The organism is Sinorhizobium glycinis, assembly GCF_001651865.1.
In the GTDB taxonomy this organism is placed as follows: domain Bacteria; phylum Pseudomonadota; class Alphaproteobacteria; order Rhizobiales; family Rhizobiaceae; genus Sinorhizobium; species Sinorhizobium glycinis.
The window spans coordinates 39,371-57,783 of the sequence record NZ_LPUX01000068.1 but is presented as its reverse complement, the minus strand read 5'-3'; the positions used below and the strand labels follow the sequence as shown (position 1 = coordinate 57,783).

General features: G+C 62.2%; 18 protein-coding genes and 1 pseudogene. 7 read left to right on the top strand and 12 right to left on the bottom strand.

The window, feature by feature from the left end; genetic code table 11:
• The first annotated feature begins 66 nt into the window (after positions 1-66).
• Positions 67-2,127, top strand: a complete 2,061-nt coding sequence (gene parE, locus AU381_RS26720; protein WP_064244621.1) for a DNA topoisomerase IV subunit B — start codon at positions 67-69, stop codon at positions 2,125-2,127.
• A gap of 166 nt (positions 2,128-2,293) precedes the next feature.
• Here parE and AU381_RS26715 read toward each other — a convergent pair whose 3' ends face one another.
• Positions 2,294-2,767, bottom strand: coding sequence for a GNAT family N-acetyltransferase (locus AU381_RS26715; RefSeq protein WP_064244620.1), 474 nt, complete (start codon positions 2,765-2,767; stop codon positions 2,294-2,296).
• A gap of 222 nt (positions 2,768-2,989) precedes the next feature.
• Here AU381_RS26715 and AU381_RS26710 point away from each other — a divergent pair, with 222 nt between their 5' ends.
• Positions 2,990-3,424 (top strand): hypothetical protein, encoded by a 435-nt coding sequence (locus tag AU381_RS26710; protein ID WP_064244619.1) that lies wholly within the window; start codon positions 2,990-2,992, stop codon positions 3,422-3,424.
• Positions 3,425-3,432: 8 nt separating this feature from the next.
• Here the strand turns inward: AU381_RS26710 and AU381_RS26705 are convergent, their stop codons facing one another.
• Positions 3,433-4,554: a DUF2336 domain-containing protein gene (locus AU381_RS26705; protein ID WP_064244618.1), complete on the bottom strand. Its 1,122-nt coding sequence runs from the start codon at positions 4,552-4,554 to the stop codon at positions 3,433-3,435.
• Between the two features lie 72 nt (positions 4,555-4,626).
• Between AU381_RS26705 and AU381_RS26700 the strand changes: the two genes are divergently transcribed.
• On the top strand, positions 4,627-5,340 hold the full coding sequence (locus AU381_RS26700; protein WP_064244617.1) for an aldolase/citrate lyase family protein: 714 nt from the start codon (positions 4,627-4,629) through the stop codon (positions 5,338-5,340).
• Here the strand turns inward: AU381_RS26700 and AU381_RS26695 are convergent.
• From AU381_RS26695 to AU381_RS26685, 3 genes are all read right to left on the bottom strand, one after another.
• Positions 5,337-5,939 carry a flavin reductase family protein gene (locus tag AU381_RS26695; protein ID WP_064244616.1) on the bottom strand — a complete coding sequence of 201 codons (603 nt, stop codon included), beginning with the start codon at positions 5,937-5,939 and terminating at the stop codon, positions 5,337-5,339. The genes AU381_RS26700 and AU381_RS26695 overlap by 4 nt on opposite strands.
• Positions 5,940-5,991: 52 nt before the next feature.
• Positions 5,992-7,734, bottom strand: a complete 1,743-nt coding sequence (locus AU381_RS26690) for a hypothetical protein (protein ID WP_156528679.1) — start codon at positions 7,732-7,734, stop codon at positions 5,992-5,994.
• An 82-nt stretch (positions 7,735-7,816) separates the two neighbouring features.
• Positions 7,817-8,401 (bottom strand): nitroreductase family protein, encoded by a 585-nt coding sequence (locus AU381_RS26685; RefSeq protein ID WP_064244614.1) that lies wholly within the window; start codon positions 8,399-8,401, stop codon positions 7,817-7,819.
• Between the two features lie 100 nt (positions 8,402-8,501).
• On the opposite strand from AU381_RS26685, the gene AU381_RS26680 reads away from it, so the two are divergent.
• Positions 8,502-9,503 carry a hypothetical protein gene (locus AU381_RS26680; RefSeq protein ID WP_064244613.1) on the top strand — a complete coding sequence of 334 codons (1,002 nt, stop codon included), beginning with the start codon at positions 8,502-8,504 and terminating at the stop codon, positions 9,501-9,503.
• A gap of 162 nt (positions 9,504-9,665) precedes the next feature.
• On the opposite strand, the gene thrS is transcribed toward AU381_RS26680, so the two are convergent.
• The 5 genes and pseudogenes from thrS to AU381_RS26655 form a co-directional block, all read right to left on the bottom strand.
• Positions 9,666-11,651 carry a threonine--tRNA ligase gene (gene thrS, locus AU381_RS26675; protein ID WP_064244612.1) on the bottom strand — a complete coding sequence of 662 codons (1,986 nt, stop codon included), beginning with the start codon at positions 11,649-11,651 and terminating at the stop codon, positions 9,666-9,668.
• A 118-nt stretch (positions 11,652-11,769) separates the two neighbouring features.
• Positions 11,770-12,308: pseudogene (locus AU381_RS26670) on the bottom strand (DUF1697 domain-containing protein).
• 17 nt (positions 12,309-12,325) lie between these two features.
• A complete protein-coding gene (locus tag AU381_RS26665; RefSeq protein ID WP_064244611.1) occupies positions 12,326-12,745 on the bottom strand; it encodes a DUF2267 domain-containing protein in 420 nt (139 codons plus the stop codon).
• The gene (gene yidD / locus AU381_RS26660) at positions 12,745-13,122 is read right to left on the bottom strand and encodes a membrane protein insertion efficiency factor YidD (protein WP_064244610.1); all 378 of its coding nucleotides are present in this window, start codon (positions 13,120-13,122) and stop codon (positions 12,745-12,747) included. Before yidD ends, AU381_RS26665 begins: the two co-directional genes overlap by 1 nt.
• 3 nt (positions 13,123-13,125) lie before the next feature.
• Complete coding sequence (locus AU381_RS26655; RefSeq protein WP_082910385.1) at positions 13,126-13,572, bottom strand: iron-sulfur cluster assembly scaffold protein; 447 nt, start codon at positions 13,570-13,572, stop codon at positions 13,126-13,128.
• Positions 13,573-13,913: 341 nt separating this feature from the next.
• Here AU381_RS26655 and folE point away from each other — a divergent pair, with 341 nt between their 5' ends.
• The 3 genes from folE to AU381_RS26640 all read left to right on the top strand — a co-directional run bounded on the left by folE (position 13,914) and on the right by AU381_RS26640 (position 16,369).
• Positions 13,914-14,531 (top strand): GTP cyclohydrolase I FolE, encoded by a 618-nt coding sequence (gene folE, locus AU381_RS26650; RefSeq protein WP_064244609.1) that lies wholly within the window; start codon positions 13,914-13,916, stop codon positions 14,529-14,531.
• A gap of 115 nt (positions 14,532-14,646) precedes the next feature.
• Positions 14,647-15,099, top strand: a complete 453-nt coding sequence (gene hisI, locus AU381_RS26645) for a phosphoribosyl-AMP cyclohydrolase (RefSeq protein WP_064244608.1) — start codon at positions 14,647-14,649, stop codon at positions 15,097-15,099.
• Positions 15,100-15,406: 307 nt separating this feature from the next.
• The gene (locus AU381_RS26640) at positions 15,407-16,369 is read left to right on the top strand and encodes a patatin-like phospholipase family protein (protein ID WP_064244607.1); all 963 of its coding nucleotides are present in this window, start codon (positions 15,407-15,409) and stop codon (positions 16,367-16,369) included.
• A gap of 100 nt (positions 16,370-16,469) precedes the next feature.
• Here the strand turns inward: AU381_RS26640 and AU381_RS26635 are convergent, their stop codons facing one another.
• On the bottom strand, positions 16,470-16,898 hold the full coding sequence (locus tag AU381_RS26635; RefSeq protein ID WP_064244606.1) for a CBS domain-containing protein: 429 nt from the start codon (positions 16,896-16,898) through the stop codon (positions 16,470-16,472).
• A 613-nt stretch (positions 16,899-17,511) separates the two neighbouring features.
• Positions 17,512-18,237 carry a rhomboid family intramembrane serine protease gene (locus tag AU381_RS26630; protein ID WP_064244605.1) on the bottom strand — a complete coding sequence of 242 codons (726 nt, stop codon included), beginning with the start codon at positions 18,235-18,237 and terminating at the stop codon, positions 17,512-17,514.
• Positions 18,238-18,413 lie beyond the last annotated feature (176 nt).

The window sequence follows — 18,413 nt, the reverse complement described above, 5'->3', positions numbered from 1 at the left end:
AGCGACGGCGACGCGGTCTTGCTATGCCCTCGCCGATACAGACGACAGGAATGATCTAACCTCTTCATGGACGACAGCAGCGATCTCTTTTCCGCCATGCCTTTGCAGCCGAAGCCGGCCGACGCCGCCGTGCCGCGCAAGCCGGCGCCTGCCGCCGGCAACGATGCAGCGCGCCCCGCGCCCCGCAACAGCGACGGCAGCGATTACGACGCTTCTGCCATCGAGGTCCTTGAGGGACTGGAACCGGTGCGCCGCCGCCCCGGCATGTATATCGGCGGAACGGACGAGAAGGCGCTGCACCACCTCTTCGCCGAGGTGATCGACAACTCGATGGACGAGGCCGTCGCCGGCCACGCCAACTTCATCGATGTGAACCTCGACGCCGAAGGCTTCCTGACGGTGACCGACAACGGACGTGGCATTCCGGTCGAAAACCATCCGAAGTTCCCCAACAAGTCGACCCTCGAAGTGGTGATGACGGTGCTGCATGCCGGCGGCAAGTTCGACGGCAAGGCCTACGAGACCTCGGGCGGCCTGCATGGCGTCGGCGTTTCCGTCGTCAACGCGCTGTCGGACTCGCTCGAGGTCGAAGTGGCGCGCAACCGCAAGCTCTACCGCCAGCGCTTCTCTCGCGGCATTCCGCAGGGTGGGCTCGAAGAACTTGGCGAGGTGCATAACCGCCGCGGCACGAAGGTCCGCTTCCATCCGGACCCGCAGATCTTTGGCCCGCATGCCCGTTTCGAGCCGGCGCGGCTCTTCCGCATGGCCCGCTCCAAGGCCTATCTCTTCGGCGGCGTCGAAATCCGCTGGTCCTGCGACCCGTCGCTATTGCCGGAAGGTTCGGAGACGCCGGAAAAGGCCGTGTTCCATTTCCCAGGCGGTCTCAAGGATTATCTGGCCGCGACGCTCGGCAAGGAATTCACCGTCACCCGCGAGATCTTCGCCGGCAAATCGGAAAAGGCCGGTGGACACGGCTCGCTCGAATGGGCGGTGACCTGGTATGGCGGCGACCAGCAGGTTCACTCCTATTGCAATACGATCCCGACGCCGGAAGGCGGCACGCACGAGGCGGGGCTGCGCATCGCGCTGACCAAGGGCCTGAAGAACTACGCCGAGCTCACGCAGAACAAACGCGCCGCAATCGTCACCACCGACGACGTGATGATCTCGGCGGCCGGCATGCTCTCGGTTTTCATCCGCGAGCCGGAATTCGTCGGCCAGACGAAGGACAAGCTGGCCACCGTCGAGGCGCAGCGCATTGTCGAAAACGCGCTTCGCGATCCGTTCGACCACTACCTTGCCGACAATCCGACCGAGGCCGCAAAACTTCTCGACTGGGTGATCGAGCGTGCCGAAGAGCGCGTCCGCCGGCGCAAGGAAAAGGAAGTCAATCGCAAGACCGCGGTGCGCAAGCTGCGCCTGCCCGGCAAGCTCGCCGACTGCGCGCAGAACACCGCGGAAGGCGCTGAACTCTTCATCGTCGAGGGCGACTCGGCAGGCGGCTCGGCCAAGCAGGCGCGCAACCGCGCCAACCAGGCGATACTGCCCTTGCGCGGCAAGATCCTCAACGTCGCCAGTGCCGGCCGCGAAAAACTTGGCGCCAACCAGCAGATCACCGACCTCGTCCAGGCGCTCGGCTGCGGCACGCGGTCGAAGTATCGCGAGGAGGATCTTCGCTACGAGCGCGTCATCATCATGACCGACGCGGACGTCGACGGCGCCCACATCGCGTCGCTCTTGATCACCTTCTTCTATCAGGAGATGCCGGAACTCATTCGTGGCGGCCATCTCTATCTCGCCGTGCCGCCGCTTTACCGGTTGAGCCAGGGCTCCAAGACTCTCTATGCCCGCGACGACGCGCATCGCGAAGAACTGATGCGCACCGAATTCAACGGCCGCGGCAAGGTCGAGATCGGCCGGTTCAAGGGCCTCGGCGAGATGTTGCCGGCTCAGCTCAAGGAAACGACCATGGATCCGGCCAACCGGACCCTGCTCAAGGTAGAGGTCGACGACGTCGATTTCGAGGGCACGCGCGAGGCCGTCGACAACCTGATGGGGACGAAAGCCGACGCCCGCTTCCGCTTCATCCAGGAACGCGCGGTGTTCGCCGACAATCTGGATATTTGAGGCGGTTTCCCTGTCAACGGCGAGACTCGTGATTGCCCCTCACCCTAGCCCTCTCCCCGCAAGCGGGGAGAGGGGACCGGGAGCCTGCGGCATCGTCCCTCCTCTCCGTCAAAACGGGGAGAAGGTCGCGGCAGCGGGATGAGGGGCAAAAAACGTCCCCTCCCGCTCAAGCCGCCGCCTGCCCCAATGTCTTCTCCATGAACAGGCTCAGCGGATCGGGCAGATAGCTACCGAAGGGCGTGCGCTCGATATAGCCGGACGACTTGTAGAGGCCGATCGCTTCCGGCTGGTATATGCCGGTCTCGAGGCGGACCGCGGCCAGGCCCAATCTTTCTGCCTTGGCTTCGAGCGCAGCAAGAAGCCGTTTGCCGACTTTCAGTCCCCTCGCCCGCGAATCGACGAACATCCGCTTGATCTCCGCCGTGCCGTCGCCGGCGTCGACAAGCGCGCAGCAGCCGACGATCTCGCCATGGTTTCGCGCCACGAAGAAGGACACCCCCGGCCTCTCCAGAGTCGAGACATCGACCAGATGGTTGCTTTCGGCCGGATAAAGCGATGCCGCATAGGCATCGGAGAGTTCGAGCAGGCGGAGGATGGCCGGCTGGCGCGGCGGTTCCTCGGCAATAATGATGACGGTCATCCCAAAGCCTCAACGCAAATCATGTCGTCCCGTGCGATCGACCGGATGGAAACTAACCTGAGTGACGAACGGCGCCAATACGTCAAACGGCGCAGAATATTGCAATCAACCCGAGTGACGAAGCGAAACAAATTGTTTTGCGGGACGGCAATTCTGCCCTACTTCGGAAAGAATCGAAGCTCCATAAGGTTGGGACAACAGACCTCTAAACGGACCCAAGACATGAAAGCCGCCCTGATCGTCATGACAATTCTCGGTTGCGATGACAATGTCACGCAGTGCCACTACATCTCGACCGTGAACGGCGCCTGGCCGTCGATCGCCCAGTGCGACACCGAATCCCAAAGGGAACTCCCGAAGTTCTCCAACAGGAACTATCCGGTGGTCGTGGCGGTATGCGAAACATCGGGGTCGGACATGACGGCTTCTACAGAACCTGGGCAGACCCCCAAAGTCGCGCCGGAGGTCAACGCGGCGCCGCAGCAAGCGACAACGCTTCCCGCCAAGCAAGAGGAAAAGCCGGGCCTGCCGAAGCGCGCCCTGACATGGCTGAGCGGCGCGGTGCCTGACCGTCAGAAATTGCAGGCGATCGTCAGTGCCCCGGTGCATTACATGGAAGATGGCTATTCCTGGGTGGCCCGGCGGTTCGGCGACTGAGTTTTCGATCAGGCTGCCTGGCGCGAGGCGATGAAGGCATAGTTCCGCGCGACTTGCCGCTGTTCGGCAAAGCAAAGTCGCTCTACCAATTCGGTGACCGATGCCGACGTGGAGGCCGGCTTGCGGCGAAGCCTCTCCAGGAGAGCGGCAAGCGACGCGGGCGCGCCCTCGCCCGCCTGCGCCCGCCAATACAGAACGGCTTCTGCGAAGGCCTCGCTGACATCGGGCGCGAGGCCGGCACTCTCAAAAAGTGCGCGGGTCGAGTGGGCGCGCCCTCCGGAAAGTAGAGAGCGCACGCGCTTTTCGGACAGACCGGAAAGATCGACCATCGCCAGGGTGAAGAATTCAGTAGCACCGCTGCAGAGCGCGTTCATCAGGAAGGCGGGCGTTAAGCGGCCGGACTCGCGCAAATAAGCGACCATCCTGGGCATTTCGTTCGGGGACGCAGCTACCGTCATCGCAAGGGCCGTGGCGTCGCATGCCTCTCTCGTGACCCGCTCCATTCGAGCCGAGCCGATGACAGCCTGGACGAGCCCGGAAGCGGAGATCGCCGCACCAATCTTCTCGGCAAGCGAATGCCGCGCGTCGCTGGGCAGATCGGCGCGCGCCAACAGCCGGTCACGCACGGCCGCCTCGTGCCCGAGGCGGTGGGCGATCCTTCTGAGGGAGCCCTGCAAAAGCACGGCGCCGCCATTTTCGAGGAGAATGGTGACTTCCTCCTCGTCGCCGATCTCGGCGATCGCGGCGGCGACAGAGCAGGACACAGTGCCGCGCGCCGCGATCAGCGCACGCGTTTCCGCCGTGCCCCGCGCCGCGAGGTCGACGAGATCCGCATCGGTAAGCACCGGCGAACGGGCGATTGCTGCGAAGGCGATTTCGGGCTGGTCCTCTGCGAGCGCCCTGACGATCGCACGCGGCGCCGCCGGACAATCGGCCAGGGCTTCGACCAGCGCAAGGCGTACCTTTGGCGAAGGGTCGTCCAGCAGAAAGGTCATCGCCATTTCGGCGGCATGCCGATCAAGCCCGTTGATCTCTGCTTTGGCATAAGCTCGCCCAAGCGCATTTGCGGCGCGCGCACGATCACCGGTTCTCGCCGTTTCCACCCAGCGAAGAAATGCTTGTATGATCACCTATGCCCCACTAGACACCCGACAGCCCCAATGTCCGAATATTAGCGGTCAAAGGTTTAAGATTGGTTCACCATGTCCATTAACCGCTCACGAACGATGAAGCCTCTTCTCTATCTTGCAGCAGGCGAACAGCTTCCCGGGGAGACGGTGCTGCAGGCCATCCAGGGGATTGTTGCCGATGCGACGACGCCCCAAAAACGGCTCGGCGTGCGGCGGCCGGGCAAGCGGCAAGCAGCTTGCCTCTTTCTCGCGCGCGTCGCGCCCGCGGACACGATCGATGAAGAGGGTCTCTCAGCGCTCGTCGCCGATGTGGACGGCGTCGTGCTGACGGCGTGCCGGGGACCGGCCGATATCCAGAAGCTCGATGCCATGCTGAAGGTCGCCGAGGCTGTCGCAGGCATACCCCAGGGTCGAACGGCGCTGCTGGCGGAATACGCCACGGTTGCCGAAAGCGTGCTCTCGCCCCACTCGCTGGCATGCGTCTCCCCACGTCTTTCCGGATTGATATTCGACGCAGCGATTCTCGCAGAAGCATGCGGTTGCCGCCGTGTCACCGAGGGGGGCGATACGCCGGCCGTTATCCGCGCTGGGCGCGCCGCGGCCGTACTCAGGGCGCGCGAGGCCGGCATTGCAGCCTACGATATGCTGCCCGCCGATGCCGTCGACGAGGCGGCCGTGCGGCGGCTTTCGACAAATAGTCTCGATAACGGCTTCTCGGCCGTGGCCGTTGGCTTTCCGCAGCAGATCGACCTGCTCGCTGCAGCAGGCGCGCTGCCCGAAACTTAGCGAACCGGCCGCATCATCTCGAAAACATCGCCGCCATCGCAATAGTCCATATAGCCGAGACGGGCGAGCGGCCTAACGGTCGCCATGTCGAACCGGCCATCACGGATGGCCTCGTCGCGAATGTGGATGCCGACCACGGCTCCGAAGACGACATAGCTCTCGGAAACCACGCCATTGAGACCCTTGGGCCGGTATATGTCCGTCATGCGGCATTCGAGCGCTGCGAAAGCCTCGCCGACGAAAGGAGCCCTGACGAGCCTTCCCTCGACCGGCGTCAGTCCCGCGATTTCGAACTCGCTCTCTCCATGCGGTGCCGCGACCGAGGTCGCGTTGACGGCTTCGCTCAGATTGCGGCTCGCGAAGCTTGCGGTGAACTCCCCCGTGTCTTCGATGTTGCGTACGCTGTCCTTGTAACCGCTCGAAGAGAACATCACGAGCTTCGGCCGATCGCTGATCGCGTTGAAAAAGGAATAGGGCGCGAGATTCAGCGAACCGTCCGCCGCCCGTGTGCCGATCCAGCCGATCGGTCTCGGCGACACGATCGCTTTGAAGGGATCATGCGGCAGGCCGTGCCGATTCTCGGCCGTTTCGTAAAACATCAGGTGCCTTCTCTTTCGGGGTGTTTAGGCTCTCGGTGCAGCCAGGCTGAAGCTACCAGGCGCCCTCGCCGTCAAAGGTCTTAACAATGCGCTGCAGGCCCATGAAGGCATGCTGCACGTTGTCGACACGAATACCGTTGTCGTATTCGGTCGTACGCATACCGCCGTACACGCGTTCGCGCTTGCTCACATAAAACATGTCGACATCATCGGCGAACTGAAGCTGCATCAGGCTGCGTAAGCCTCGCATGATCGCATCGCGGTAGCGCGCCATGCGCTCCTGTTCCTTGTGCTCGACCGCGAGCCGATAGGCGTCGATCAGACCTTCGAGATAGACGCCGGTTGACGACGCATGTGGTGGACCGAACTTGGGACGCTTCGGATCATAGAAGCGACCATACGTGTCCGGATAATCTCCGTCGTTTTGCTGCATCGAGAGCAACCAGTCGTTCATCTCGAAAACGAATTCTCGCATCTCGGGATGATCCTCGAGCAAGAGCAGCTTTACGTAGGCCTGAGTGTGCCAGGGGATAAAGGCTGGATTTCTGTTCTTCTCATCGAGATGCCAGGCGCGGTAGTAGCGGAACGCGCGCTGAATGCGTTCAATGATCGCCTTGTCGCGGGTTTGCTCGTAAAGCGTCGCCCACAGAAGCTGGGTCTCACCGGAATAGAAGTTCTGATTGTCCGTGCTGTCGCGGTTGTCGTAGAACGTCTGGAAGGAGCCGTCGCCGCGCAACATGTATTCGGTGGTCTTGCGCAACGCCAGCTCATAGCTCTCGAACTCCTTTCGAAACGGAGCTTCGACTATTGCGAGTGCGGCAAGGGAGACCGCACCGAGGCGCACGTCCTTGTAGCGAATCAGGCCGTGCTCGCCGTTGAGCTCATAGAAGTGGTCGAGATTGTAGCGCAGGTTCTTGCGCGCGAGCTCGGCGATCCCGGCATCCCCCGTCTCCTTGCCGAGGCGCACCAGCGCGACCGTCGCCATGAACTGGCGGATCATGTTGTTGCCCTTGGCTTCCTCGCCCCGGCTCGGAAAGTAGCGATAGATCATGCGCCCGTCCGGCTGCACCTGCGAGATCAGCCACTTGGCCATAAGGTCCTTAAGCCTGCGTGCCGTCGACCGATTGACTGCGGACTGCGCAATCAGCTGATTGCCACGGAACATTGGAATGATCACTGGCTCCGGCTTCAGCCGCAGGAGAAATTGATAGGCATCGAACGTGCGGGCGACGGTATGATCGGAGTAGTCGCTCAAGGATATGTGATGCTCGTCGCGAAAGCGCTTTTCCACATTGTCGAAGCTGCGGTTGCCGGCCACCATCGCCGTGGGGCATACCATCACCTTCGCCTCGCCATTCTCGAGTACAATCCCTTTGATGCCTCGATGCACATTGCTGAGCACGGCACCGCCTTTGCGCACGAGCGCGCTCTCCTGCGAATGCGGCAGACATATTTCGATGGCATCGACCCGGCTCTCGAGCTTCGGGTTCTTTGCGGTTAGCTCGACAAGCGCCCGGATTAACGCGTCTCGCGCATCGCTTCCGGAATACCAGCCTCCGGCAAGGCGCTCGCCTCGCCTGCGCAACACCACCCAAGCACGCGGCAGAGGCACGGGATCGAGCCTGAGCAGCACGCCGGCTTCATCGACGAGACGTGCGACCTGGGCCGAGAGCCCCGTGCGCACCTTGGACTCGTCGATTGGACCGACGCGCCCGGATGGGCTCGCGAAAGAGACCGTCGCGGAACAAGCCAGCGAACCAAGCAAAACCTGCACAAGGCGAGAACGGCGTGTCATCATCTTGTCCGCGTCCGCAAGGATGACTCGCGCCGCTCGGGAATCTGCGGACCATATCGGTGTACGGCCGCGTGGCAGAACATCAGGCGTCTTCCCCCACCCAGGTGACGATTTCCGAAAGCTCCGGCCGCGGGCGCTCGGTCGGAGGCACCATTGCCGTGCCGATATGAACGAAACCGGCGATCCGCTCTCCCGGCTCGACGCCGAGAAGTGGATAGGCCCTTTCGTCATAGGCATACCATTCGGTAAGCCAGTTGGAGGCATAGCCGAGCGCATTGGCTGCCATCAGCAGGTTGAGGCAGACGGCGCCAGCCGACATCAACTGCTCCCATTCGGGAATCTTGAAATGCGGCGCGGCCCTGCTGACGACGGCAATGACGACAGGGGCGCGCGTCAGCCGAGTCTCCTCGACCTTGATAAGCTCTCCCGGCATATCCGGTCTCGCGGCCAGTGCCATTTTCTTCAATTCGGCGCTGATCCGGACCCTTTCCTCACCACGATAGACGATGAAGCGCCAGGGCGCCAGTTTGCCATGATCCGGCACACGGGAGGCAAGCCTCAGCATCTCCTCCACCTCGGCCTGGCCCGGGCCCGGCGACCCCATCTGGAACGCCGGAATCGACCTACGGGACGCGAGATAATCAACAAGCTTGATTTCGGTTTTCATATCGATCGAATTCCACTACCTTGCCGCCGGATCGACAGCCACGAAAATGCCATACCGGCGTCTCAAGTGGAGTCACCAAGTCAGGAAGTCAACTGTCCTCATGCGCATCCGCACTCGTATTTTGCTGAGAACCGCCGTGGCGATCACGCTCGCCGGTTCCAGTGCGGAGCGGGCGCTTGCGCAAGACGCGACCGAAGCCTTCAAGAGCTTTCCGTCGATTTCCGGCAGTCGGAAGATGCCGAAACTTACGAGCTTCAACCCGCTGGTCAGCGATCCCACGCAGAACGGCGAACTGAAGGATGTGAAGCTCGAGGCGCTTTTGACAACAGACGGCCACCCGGTCGAGTCAGGGCTGACCTGGCGCGTCTTCAGCCCCATTCCCGGTGGCGACGGAAAGCTTCCGCTGCTGGCCACCTCCGAAGGCGGCTCCACGGCCTTCAATCTCGTGCCCGGCGAATATTTCGTCAACGTTGCCTTCGGTCGCGCCGCAGCCACCCGCAAGATTCGCGTGCCCGAGCAAGGCGCCTTGGACAAACAGGTCCTTGTGCTCGATGCCGGCGGGGTGATGCTGAATGCCGTCTCTGGCAGCGATGTCCGCATTCCACCGAACGAGCTCAGCTTTTCGATCTTCTCCTCCGATGTGAAGGAAGACGGCGAGCGCGCCCTGATCGTCGCGGACGTGAAGCCCAACACTGTGATCCGGCTTGGCGCCGGCACCTATCACGTCGTCTCCGACTATGGCTCGGTCAATGCGGTGATCCGCGCCGACATCCAGGTGGAAGCCGGAAAGCTGACCGATGCAACGATCCAGCATCGTGCCGCGAAGCTGACATTGAAGCTCGTCTCGGAACCGGGGGGCGAGGCGATCGCCGACACCGCCTGGTCGATCCTGACCTCCTCGGGCGACGTCGTCAGCGAGAGCGTCGGCGCCTTTCCGACCCTGGTCCTTGCGGAAGGCAGCTATACGGCCGTGGCGCGCAACAAGGACAAGATCTATCAGCGCGACTTCGCCGTGAAGGCCGGCGTCAATACCGACGTGGAAGTCCTGCTGCACGGGAGTGACACGCCCGACGAGAGCGCGAACGCCAGCGCTCAGGACTGACGATACCGCGGCTGGCCCAACGCTGCGTCAGGCAATTACGCTACGGAAGCTGCTGCATGTTTCCTTCAGTCGGAGCCGAAGGAACATGCAGCATTTCAAAGTGCTACAGCGACCTTGTGCGCCCGAAAAGACGCACGGCGCTGTAGCCAACCGAGCGCAGCCTCAGGCGGCCCGGGCGCTCCCTTCCGCCTTGCGCGTGAGGTCAGGCGCCATCGCTTCGCTCGAGAGCGCAGCGACCGCCTCGTCCAGCGACATCGCCGTCTGCTCCTGGGAGCCGAGGCGCCGGATGTTGACCGAACGCTCCTCCGCCTCTCGCTTGCCGCAGACAACGATCACCGGAACCTTCGTCACCGAATGTTCGCGGACCTTGTAGTTGATCTTCTCGTTGCGGAAATCGGTCTCGACGGTAAGCCCGGCCTCACGCAGACGCGCCGCGACCTCGCGGCCGTAGTCGTCAGCGTCCGAGGTGATGGTTGCGACCACCACCTGCAGAGGCGAGATCCAGAGCGGCATATGGCCGGCATAGTTTTCGAGCAGGATGCCGAGGAACCGCTCCATCGAACCGCAGATGGCGCGATGGATCATCACCGGCTGGCGCTTCTCCGAATCCTTGTCGATGTAGAAGGCACCGAAGCGCTCCGGCAGGTTGAAATCGACCTGGGTCGTTCCACACTGCCATTCGCGGCCGATCGCGTCCTTCAGCGTGTATTCGAACTTCGGCCCGTAGAAAGCGCCCTCGCCCGGCAGGATGCCGGTCTTGATGCGGCCCTCGGATTGCGCCTCGATGGTCTTCAGCACATCCGTCATCACCGCTTCGGCGCGGTCCCAGAGGGCATCGGAGCCGACGCGCTTGTCCGGGCGGGTTGAAAGCTTGACGACGATTTCCCTGAAGCCGAAGTCCTCATAGACCGAGAGGATCAGATCGTTGATCTTCAAGCATTCGGCGGCCATCTGCTCGTCGGTGCAGAAGATGTGCGCGTCGTCCTGCGTGAAGCCGCGCACGCGCATCAGGCCATGCAGCGCGCCGGACGGCTCGTAGCGATGCACCGCTCCGAATTCGGCCATCCGCACAGGCAGGTCGCGGTAAGACTTCAGGCCGTGCTTGAAGATCTGGATGTGCCCGGGGCAGTTCATCGGTTTCAGCGCGAATACCCGGTCGTCATCCGTTTCGTCGCCGGCAACCGTGACCTTGAACATGTTGTCGCGGTACCAGCCCCAGTGACCGGAGGTTTCCCAGAGCGACTTATCGAGGACCTGGGGGGCGTTGACCTCCTGGTAGTCGACCTCGAGCCTGCGGCGCATATAGGCGACAAGGCCCTGGAACATGCGCCAACCCTTGCCGTGCCAGAAGACGACGCCCGGACCTTCCTCCTGGAAATGGAAGAGGTCCATCTCACGGCCGAGACGGCGATGGTCGCGCTTCTCGGCTTCGGCGAGCACGTGCAGGTACTGATCGAGCTCCTCCTGGGTATGCCAGGCAGTGCCGTAGATGCGGGTCAGCATCGGATTGTTGCTGTCGCCCCGCCAATAGGCGCCGGCCACCTTCATCAGCTTGAAGGCCGTGCCGATCTGGCCGGTCGAGGCCATGTGCGGGCCACGGCAGAGGTCGAACCAATCGCCCTGGTAGTAGATCTTCAGGTCCTGGCCTTCGGGAATCGCATCGACGAGCTCGACCTTGTAGCTCTCGCCTTTGGCGCCAAAGACCTCCTTCGCCTTGTCGCGCGACCAGATCTCCTTGGTGAAGGGTCTGTTGCGCGTAATGATCTCCTTCATCTTCTTCTCGATGACGGGCAGGTCATCGGGCGTGAAGGGCTCGTTCTTGGCGAAGTCGTAGTAGAAACCGTTGTCGATGACCGGACCGATGGTCACCTGCGTTCCCGGCCACAATTCCTGCACCGCCTCGGCCATCACATGGGCCGCGTCGTGGCGGATGAGCTCCAGCGCGCGCTTGTCCTCGCGCGTGACGATCTCGATCCTGCCGTCGGCTACCGGATCGGCAAGGTCGCGGAGCTCGCCGTCGAGCGCGATCGCGACAGCCTTCTTGGCGAGCGACTTCGAGATCGACTCGGCCACGTCGCGGCCCGTCGTGCCCGCGGCATATTCACGGACGGAACCATCAGGGAATGTAAGGGAAACGGAATGCGACATCATGATCTCCTATCCAGTCCCGCCAACGAATGCGGGTGGTATGGTTGCCGGGCGCGCCGGTGAATTGACGCGGGCCTGATAAAGGTTTTTGGCTGACGAGTAAAGGCGCGCCGGCTGCTCAACCGGCAAGCATCGCGCGCAAACCCTTGACCGTGTTCCAGTTGCGCAACGTCCCGGTGCCCAACCGTTTGGTCGTCAAAGCGCCGAGCAGTTTAGACCCGCTCGCCTTCCCACCAAAATCCGTCCAGAGATCGCCGCCGACGAGGGCGACGCGCTCGCCTGTGGTGCAGTAGCTCCGGAGACCATCGAGCACGTCCGGCCGAAGCGGCGAACGCATGACGCGGATGTGAACGCAGGCCGGGTCCTCCTCGCTTGCAACGAGGAACGGATTGCCGGCGGCAAGTTTCAGCCAGTCATCGGCACGCCGCGCGATGATGTCCACATGTCGCCCGAACGTCTCCAGGAATGCCTTTCGAGCACCTGTTCGATGGCTGCAACCGGCTGTTCCGGCGCCTCGAAGACGAGATTCCCGGTGGCGACAAGGGTGCGCGGAGAACGACAGCCGACCCGCTCCGCCATCTGCCTCAGATCGGCCATCACGACGCGCCGCCCCTCCCCGAGTACGATGCTGTAGAGCAGCGCGACGTAGCTTGCCATTTCCCCTCCGCTCGAGCTCACGCCCGCCAGAAATCGACGGCGCCCTGCGGCAAGCGCCTGAGTACGCGGTCGAGCCTCGCCTCATCGACGGCCCGCCGAAGCGCCGCGGCAACATCCGCAATGGCCGAATCCGGTGACACATTGTGGTTGCCGCGAAAGGCCTGGACCTCGCGAGTCATGGCAAGGCGGCCCGAGAAGGGCACCGTCGGCTCCTCAATATCCCAATCGGCGACAAAGATCGCCCTCAGCACCGGCGGCAGCACGTTGGCGAAAAGCAGCGCGTCGGAAATCTCGAGACGGCGCCGAAAGGTTCGAAGCACCGCCTCCGCCATCGTATAGGCCTGATTGGTCGTCTGCAGGCCGGCTGTGTCGCGAGCATCGAGTATGAAACGGTCAAAATCGGCGGAGGCCTGCCGATATTGCATCGGGTTCGTCATCACGCATCCTTTTGCCGACGCCGCCAATAGCGCCATGGCGCAAACCAGCGCTGGCGCGGCGCAAGCATCTCCGGCACCGGATCGAATCCATGGGTCCCACCGGGCCCGCAGCGCACGACGCGGAACAGCGTCAGCCATCCCCCGGCCCAGAGACCGTGCCGGGCCATCGCCTCATAGCCATATTCCGAACAGGTAGGGAGGTGCCGGCAGGAATTGCCGATGAAACTCGACAGCGTCAGCTGGTAGGCGCGGATGGCCGCCATGCCGAATAGCCGGCCGGGGGTCCTGCGGAACGGCCCGGACCAATTACGACCACGGCCCTCGACGACCCGCCGGTTACCTCCAAGAACCTGGTCGGACTGCGGCTTTCCGCACATCGTTCACACTGCTGTTGCGAGGCGCTTTGCCTCGATCTGGCCGATCGCATCGACGACCGCGTCGAAGGTCAGCATCGTCGAGGCATGGCGCGCCTTGTAGTCCCGCACGGGCAGCAGGAACCGCATGTCCTCGAAGCGGCCGGAAGGCCCCTCTCCGTCCGCCTTCAGCATGTCCAGCATGTCCTCACGCGCCTTGCGGATTTCCGCCGCATGCGCGCCGACGACATGGCGGGCCATGATCGAGGACGAGGCCTGGCCAAGGGCGCAGGCTTTCACGTCATGGGCGAAGTCGGTGATGAAATCCCCATCCATCTTCAGCCAGATCCGCACTTTCGACCCGCAGAGCTTCGAATGCGCCGCCGCTTCCGCATCAGCATCGGCGAGCATGCCGAGGCGGGGAATGTTGCCGGCGAATTCGAGAATCCTGCTATTATAAATGTCATCCATCATTTGACGCGATCCGGCTGATTTTTCGCGGTTTTGGGTGATCCGCGCATGATTTTCTCCGCTACAGGGGAAAAAAGCACGACGCGCTCCGTTGGGCCTCTTTCATCCATGTGGCACCATACTATATGCTATGTCGTGTTGGGGCGACAGTTCCGCAAGGGGATAAGTGCGTCGCCTGTTGTTTGGGAAACCGTGCCGGACGGTCCAGTGCACTGCTAAGCCAGGACCCGAAAGCCCCGGAGCCCGCCAACGGAACCCAAGCCTGCAGGGATAGGCGAATGGCCAATGGCGAGTTGTCCGAAAGATAAAACGTCAGCAATCCCGCATTGCTCAAAAGAGGCCATATGGACGCCATAGTAAAGAATTTCCCTGTGCTCGACGACACCAGCGGTCGGCCGACGCAGAAAGAAGCCGAGGAAGCCGTTCGCGTACTGTTGCGCTGGGCAGGCGAAGACCCCACCCGGGAGGGCCTGAAGGATACGCCGGCGCGTGTCGTCAAATCCTATCGGGAAATTTTCGGCGGCTACGACCTCATTGCCGAGGACGTGCTTGGCCGGACCTTCGAGGAAGTCTCCGGCTACGACGATATCGTGCTCGAGAAGGACATTCCGTTCTACTCGCATTGCGAACACCACATGGTTCCGATCATCGGCAAGGCGCATGTCGCCTATCTGCCGAACGGCCGTGTCCTCGGCCTGTCCAAGATCGCCCGCGTCGTCGACATCTATGCGCGCCGCCTGCAGACGCAGGAATCGATGACCGCGCAGATCGCCAGGGCCATCGACGAGACGCTCGCCCCGCGCGGCGTCGCCGTGATGATCGAGGCCGAGCATCTGTGCATGGCGATGCGCGGCGTCAAGAAGCAGGGCTCGACGACGCTGACGACCACCCTTACCGGTGCGTTCAAGACCGACCCGGCCGAGCAGGCTCGTTTCATGACCATGCTGAGGGGCTTCAAGTAAGCTCCATCTACAGCGCCGCGCGTCTTATCAAACGCGCAAAGGTCGCTGCACTTTGAATTGCTGCATGTTTCAGATCGGCTACGATTTAAGGAGACATGCGGTAGGAGCTTTCGCGATGACGCTCATTTTTGCTGCGCCCTCGAATGACAAGGGCGAGCTCGAGACAGGATCGGCCTTTACGCCCCGTTTCGACGAGAAGGGTCTGGTCACGGCCGTCGTGACAGACGCCCGCGATGGCGAATTGCTGATGGTCGCGCATATGAATGCCGAAGCATTGGCACTGACAATCGAAACCGGCATCGCCCACTATTACAGCCGCTCGCGCAACAGCCTGTGGAAGAAGGGCGAAAGTTCCGGCAACGTGCAGACCGTCCAGGAAATCAGGACCGATTGTGACCAGGACGCCATCTGGCTGAAAGTTACCGTGGCCGGCCACGACGCCACCTGCCACACGGGACGCCGTTCCTGCTTCTACCGCACGGTGGGGATCGAGAACGGTCAGGCGGCGGTTACGATTACGGACGACCGCAGACATTTCGATCCGGCCCATATCTACGCCGAAAAATAGGCCTAGCCCGCAGCATCTGGATTTTCTTGGCGCATCGGCGTGTTATATTCATTCTTTAGAAACTAAACGGGCGCTTAATCATTAATCGTAATATCGGTTCCTGCGGTAACAGCAGCGTGCCGAGATGTGTTGCAGCATGTATCCAATGTTTACTGGGCCAGCCGCATTGGCGACAGGTTCGGTGGTAATCTCAAATCCTGGTGCCAGTCTTTCAGCATTAATGTGGACAAGGCCGGCACCACGCCGGCTTGGCAGGGTCTCCTACAAGACGAGCGCTTAATCGGTTCGGCGGTGTTGGAGGTGCCGGATGTTGAACTGGACGTTTACGCGCAACAACCAGATAGCCGACCTGTCCGGCCCCAATGGCACATCGCTGACGACCACCCCCCCGGAACCAGTCCCACTTCCTCAGAAGCCGAAGATCGCCATAGCACTTGGCGGCGGCGCGGCGCGCGGCTGGGCGCATATCGGCGTGTTGAGGGCGCTCGACGAAGAGGGTATCGAGGTCGGCATGATCGCCGGCACGTCGATCGGCGCGCTGGTCGGCGGCTGCTATCTCGCCGGCAAGCTCGACGAGCTGGAGGCCTTCGCCCGGTCCCTCACCGTGCGCCGAATCGCCAGCCTGCTCGATTTCGCGATCGGCGGCGGCGGCCTGTTCGGCGGACTGCGGCTCACCAAGCGCATGCAGGAGCACCTTGAACATATCAGCATCGAGGAACTCGACCGTCCCTTCATCGCGGTTGCCACAGAAGTTCACAGCGGCCACGAGGTGTGGTTGGAGAAGGGATCGCTGATCACCTCCATTCGCGCGTCATACGCGCTGCCGGGGATTTTCGAGCCGATCCATGCAAATGGCCGCCTCCTCATCGACGGCGCGCTCGTCAATCCGGTTCCCGTGTCGGTTTGCCGGGCTTACGAGCAGCAGCTCGTCATTGCCGTCAATCTCAACTACGACCTCTATGGCCGTTCCGCCGTCGTCAAGCATAGCGCCGGCATGGAAGCCCCCGATGCTCCCGCCAGGGCAGGCGGTGCCTATGCGGCGCGCCTCGGCATGACGAGCGTCATGGTACAGGCCTTCAACATCATCCAGGACCGTATCTCGCGCGCTCGTCTGGCCGGCGACCCGCCGGATCTGGCACTCCATCCCAAGCTCAACGACATCGGCCTATCGGAGTTTCACCGCGCCGGCGAAGCAATCGAACGGGGCTACCTGGAAGCGAAGGCAAAGCTCGCCGAGATCAAGCGAATGCAGGAAGCGCTCATCCGATAGCCGATGCGGCGCGGCGTTCTGCGAAATTGGAGAGGCTGTCTCGGGCCAATTTCGCGCGTCTGGACGACGCGCGACGGAGGTGGGGGCGCCGCCTTGGCCTCTATCCGGCAATATACGCTTTGATCTCTTCGGTCTCGCGCTCGATGGCGCGAATATGATACTTCACGACGTCGCCAATCGACACGATGCCGGCGAGGCGGCCTTCGCTTTCGACCGGGAGATGACGCGCGCGGAATTTGCTCATCGTTTCCATCAGGTTCTGCACTGTCATTTCCTCGCCGCAGCAATAGACCTTCTGCCACATGACCGAGGAAACCGGCTTTTCGAGACAGCTGGCGCCATATTTGGAGATGGAGGCGACGACGTCGCGTTCGGTGAGAATTCCGACGATATGATCATCCGCATCGACGACAACCACCGCGCCGATGTGATTGTCGTGGAGAAATGTTGCCGCTTGCTGAACCGTCACATCAGGCGCAACGGTTACGACGTTGCGGCCCTTTTCATTGAGAATTGCTTTAACTGACATGCACACATCTCCCGTTGCGACACCACCGGGCTCGCGGGAAGGGCTCCCGGCCAGTCGACTGCTGCGCTCGCCTCTTGGGCTAGGTCGCCATGGCTTGCGCGCAGTCGGCCGCAGGGAACCTATACCCGAACTAGACTTCGTGTCCCTCCACGCGAAGCATCGATACCCGGCCTTTCAGCGGCCGCTTCACGTTGGATGATCGGCGGCCGTGGTGAATGGTGCGACAGTAACCCAATGAAATCAAGCCTTCGCGCAGCCGCCTTCAGCCTCTGCTGCGGAACACCCCATCACGATAGTCCTGATGTTGAAACAATCCATCATCGCCCGGGCGACGTCCAACAGCCTGGAGCCTTTCATGGCTAAATGAAAACATTCTGCCGAGCAGGTTTTCGACAGGGCAGAGGCGATCGCCGAGTGTCGTACATAGACGTACGGCCGAGGCGATCGCCTCTGATCCTGGCGGAAAGATGCCCGGCCCTTCGGGTTGGCTGAAGCGGGCGGCCTGTTTGCTCGGCTGGCTTCGCCGTAGCTTTAGCTACGCCGCGCGCCAGCCGAGCAAACATTCCGCTCCGCTTGAGCCAACAGAATTGTTTCCATTTAACCAGGAAAGGCTCTAATCCCGCGGATCGAACAGGCCGAACAGGAAGAAACCGAAGACGAAACCGCCGATATGCGCCTCCCAGGCGACACTTCCCGCCCCTCCCAACGAGAACAGGCCGAGTCCCACGAGGAAATTGGTCAGAAACCATATCCCGGTGAAGATCAGCACGGAGCGGTTTGCGAGCGTCTCCATCAGCCAAAGCCGCCGATTGAGATGGGCGAATTGGCGGCTGATGCGCCCGCTCGGTGAGAAGACAAAGCGCGCCGCGGCCCCCATGAAGCCTGAGACGACCCCGGAAGCACCGATCACGACGGCCATCTCGCCCCAATGGAAGACGACGTGCAGGGCGACGGCCGCCGTTGCCGACAGGCACCAGAAGACGGCGAGCCGCGGAACGCCGATGCGCCGCACCACCGGCGCGCCAAACGCGACCATCCAGAAGATGTTGAAGATCAGATGCTCCCAACTGCCGTGGAGAAAGGAATAGGTTACGGGAGTCCAGAGCCAGACGAGACCCTGCTCACCGAGCGGGATCGTGTAGCGCGCCGGCAGGAACGCAAAGTTCAGGATGACTTCCTGATCCAGCGTCTCGGGCAGAACATAGGTTCTGATTGCGTGGATCGCGACCAGGAACAGGAGGACGGAGGTCAGGCCTCTCGGAAGATTGAAGGCCGGTTCCCGGCTGCGGGCTGCCGTACCGTCGCCATCGACCGGTGTCGCCGGCTGATCCTGTTCCATCGCTCACTTCCTGCTCACGCGCCGCTCGTGGTCGCGCCTCTGCCGTCCGGACAGAGGCCGACGACGGCGCGCAAAGGGATAAGCAAACAAAAAAAGGCCGTCCAGCAAAAACTGAACGGCCGTCGAGCCCAAAATCCGGTGCTCCAGTCGATGTGCCGAAGGCAACCCTCCGTGAA

Bases quoted from the DNA above. Each gene is read 5' to 3' on its own strand.
- parE (WP_064244621.1), top strand. From the start codon at position 67: ATGGACGACAGCAGCGATCTCTTTTCCGCCATGCCTTTGCAGCCGAAG.
- AU381_RS26715 (WP_064244620.1), bottom strand. From the start codon at position 2,767: ATGACCGTCATCATTATTGCCGAGGAACCGCCGCGCCAGCCGGCCATC.
- AU381_RS26710 (WP_064244619.1), top strand. From the start codon at position 2,990: ATGAAAGCCGCCCTGATCGTCATGACAATTCTCGGTTGCGATGACAAT.
- AU381_RS26700 (WP_064244617.1), top strand. From the start codon at position 4,627: ATGTCCATTAACCGCTCACGAACGATGAAGCCTCTTCTCTATCTTGCA.
- AU381_RS26695 (WP_064244616.1), bottom strand. From the start codon at position 5,939: ATGTTTTACGAAACGGCCGAGAATCGGCACGGCCTGCCGCATGATCCC.
- AU381_RS26690 (WP_156528679.1), bottom strand. From the start codon at position 7,734: ATGACACGCCGTTCTCGCCTTGTGCAGGTTTTGCTTGGTTCGCTGGCT.
- AU381_RS26685 (WP_064244614.1), bottom strand. From the start codon at position 8,401: ATGAAAACCGAAATCAAGCTTGTTGATTATCTCGCGTCCCGTAGGTCG.
- AU381_RS26680 (WP_064244613.1), top strand. From the start codon at position 8,502: ATGCGCATCCGCACTCGTATTTTGCTGAGAACCGCCGTGGCGATCACG.
- thrS (WP_064244612.1), bottom strand. From the start codon at position 11,651: ATGTCGCATTCCGTTTCCCTTACATTCCCTGATGGTTCCGTCCGTGAA.
- AU381_RS26665 (WP_064244611.1), bottom strand. From the start codon at position 12,745: ATGACGAACCCGATGCAATATCGGCAGGCCTCCGCCGATTTTGACCGT.
- yidD (WP_064244610.1), bottom strand. From the start codon at position 13,122: ATGTGCGGAAAGCCGCAGTCCGACCAGGTTCTTGGAGGTAACCGGCGG.
- AU381_RS26655 (WP_082910385.1), bottom strand. From the start codon at position 13,572: ATGATGGATGACATTTATAATAGCAGGATTCTCGAATTCGCCGGCAAC.
- folE (WP_064244609.1), top strand. From the start codon at position 13,914: ATGGACGCCATAGTAAAGAATTTCCCTGTGCTCGACGACACCAGCGGT.
- hisI (WP_064244608.1), top strand. From the start codon at position 14,647: ATGACGCTCATTTTTGCTGCGCCCTCGAATGACAAGGGCGAGCTCGAG.
- AU381_RS26640 (WP_064244607.1), top strand. From the start codon at position 15,407: ATGTTGAACTGGACGTTTACGCGCAACAACCAGATAGCCGACCTGTCC.
- AU381_RS26635 (WP_064244606.1), bottom strand. From the start codon at position 16,898: ATGTCAGTTAAAGCAATTCTCAATGAAAAGGGCCGCAACGTCGTAACC.
- AU381_RS26630 (WP_064244605.1), bottom strand. From the start codon at position 18,237: ATGGAACAGGATCAGCCGGCGACACCGGTCGATGGCGACGGTACGGCA.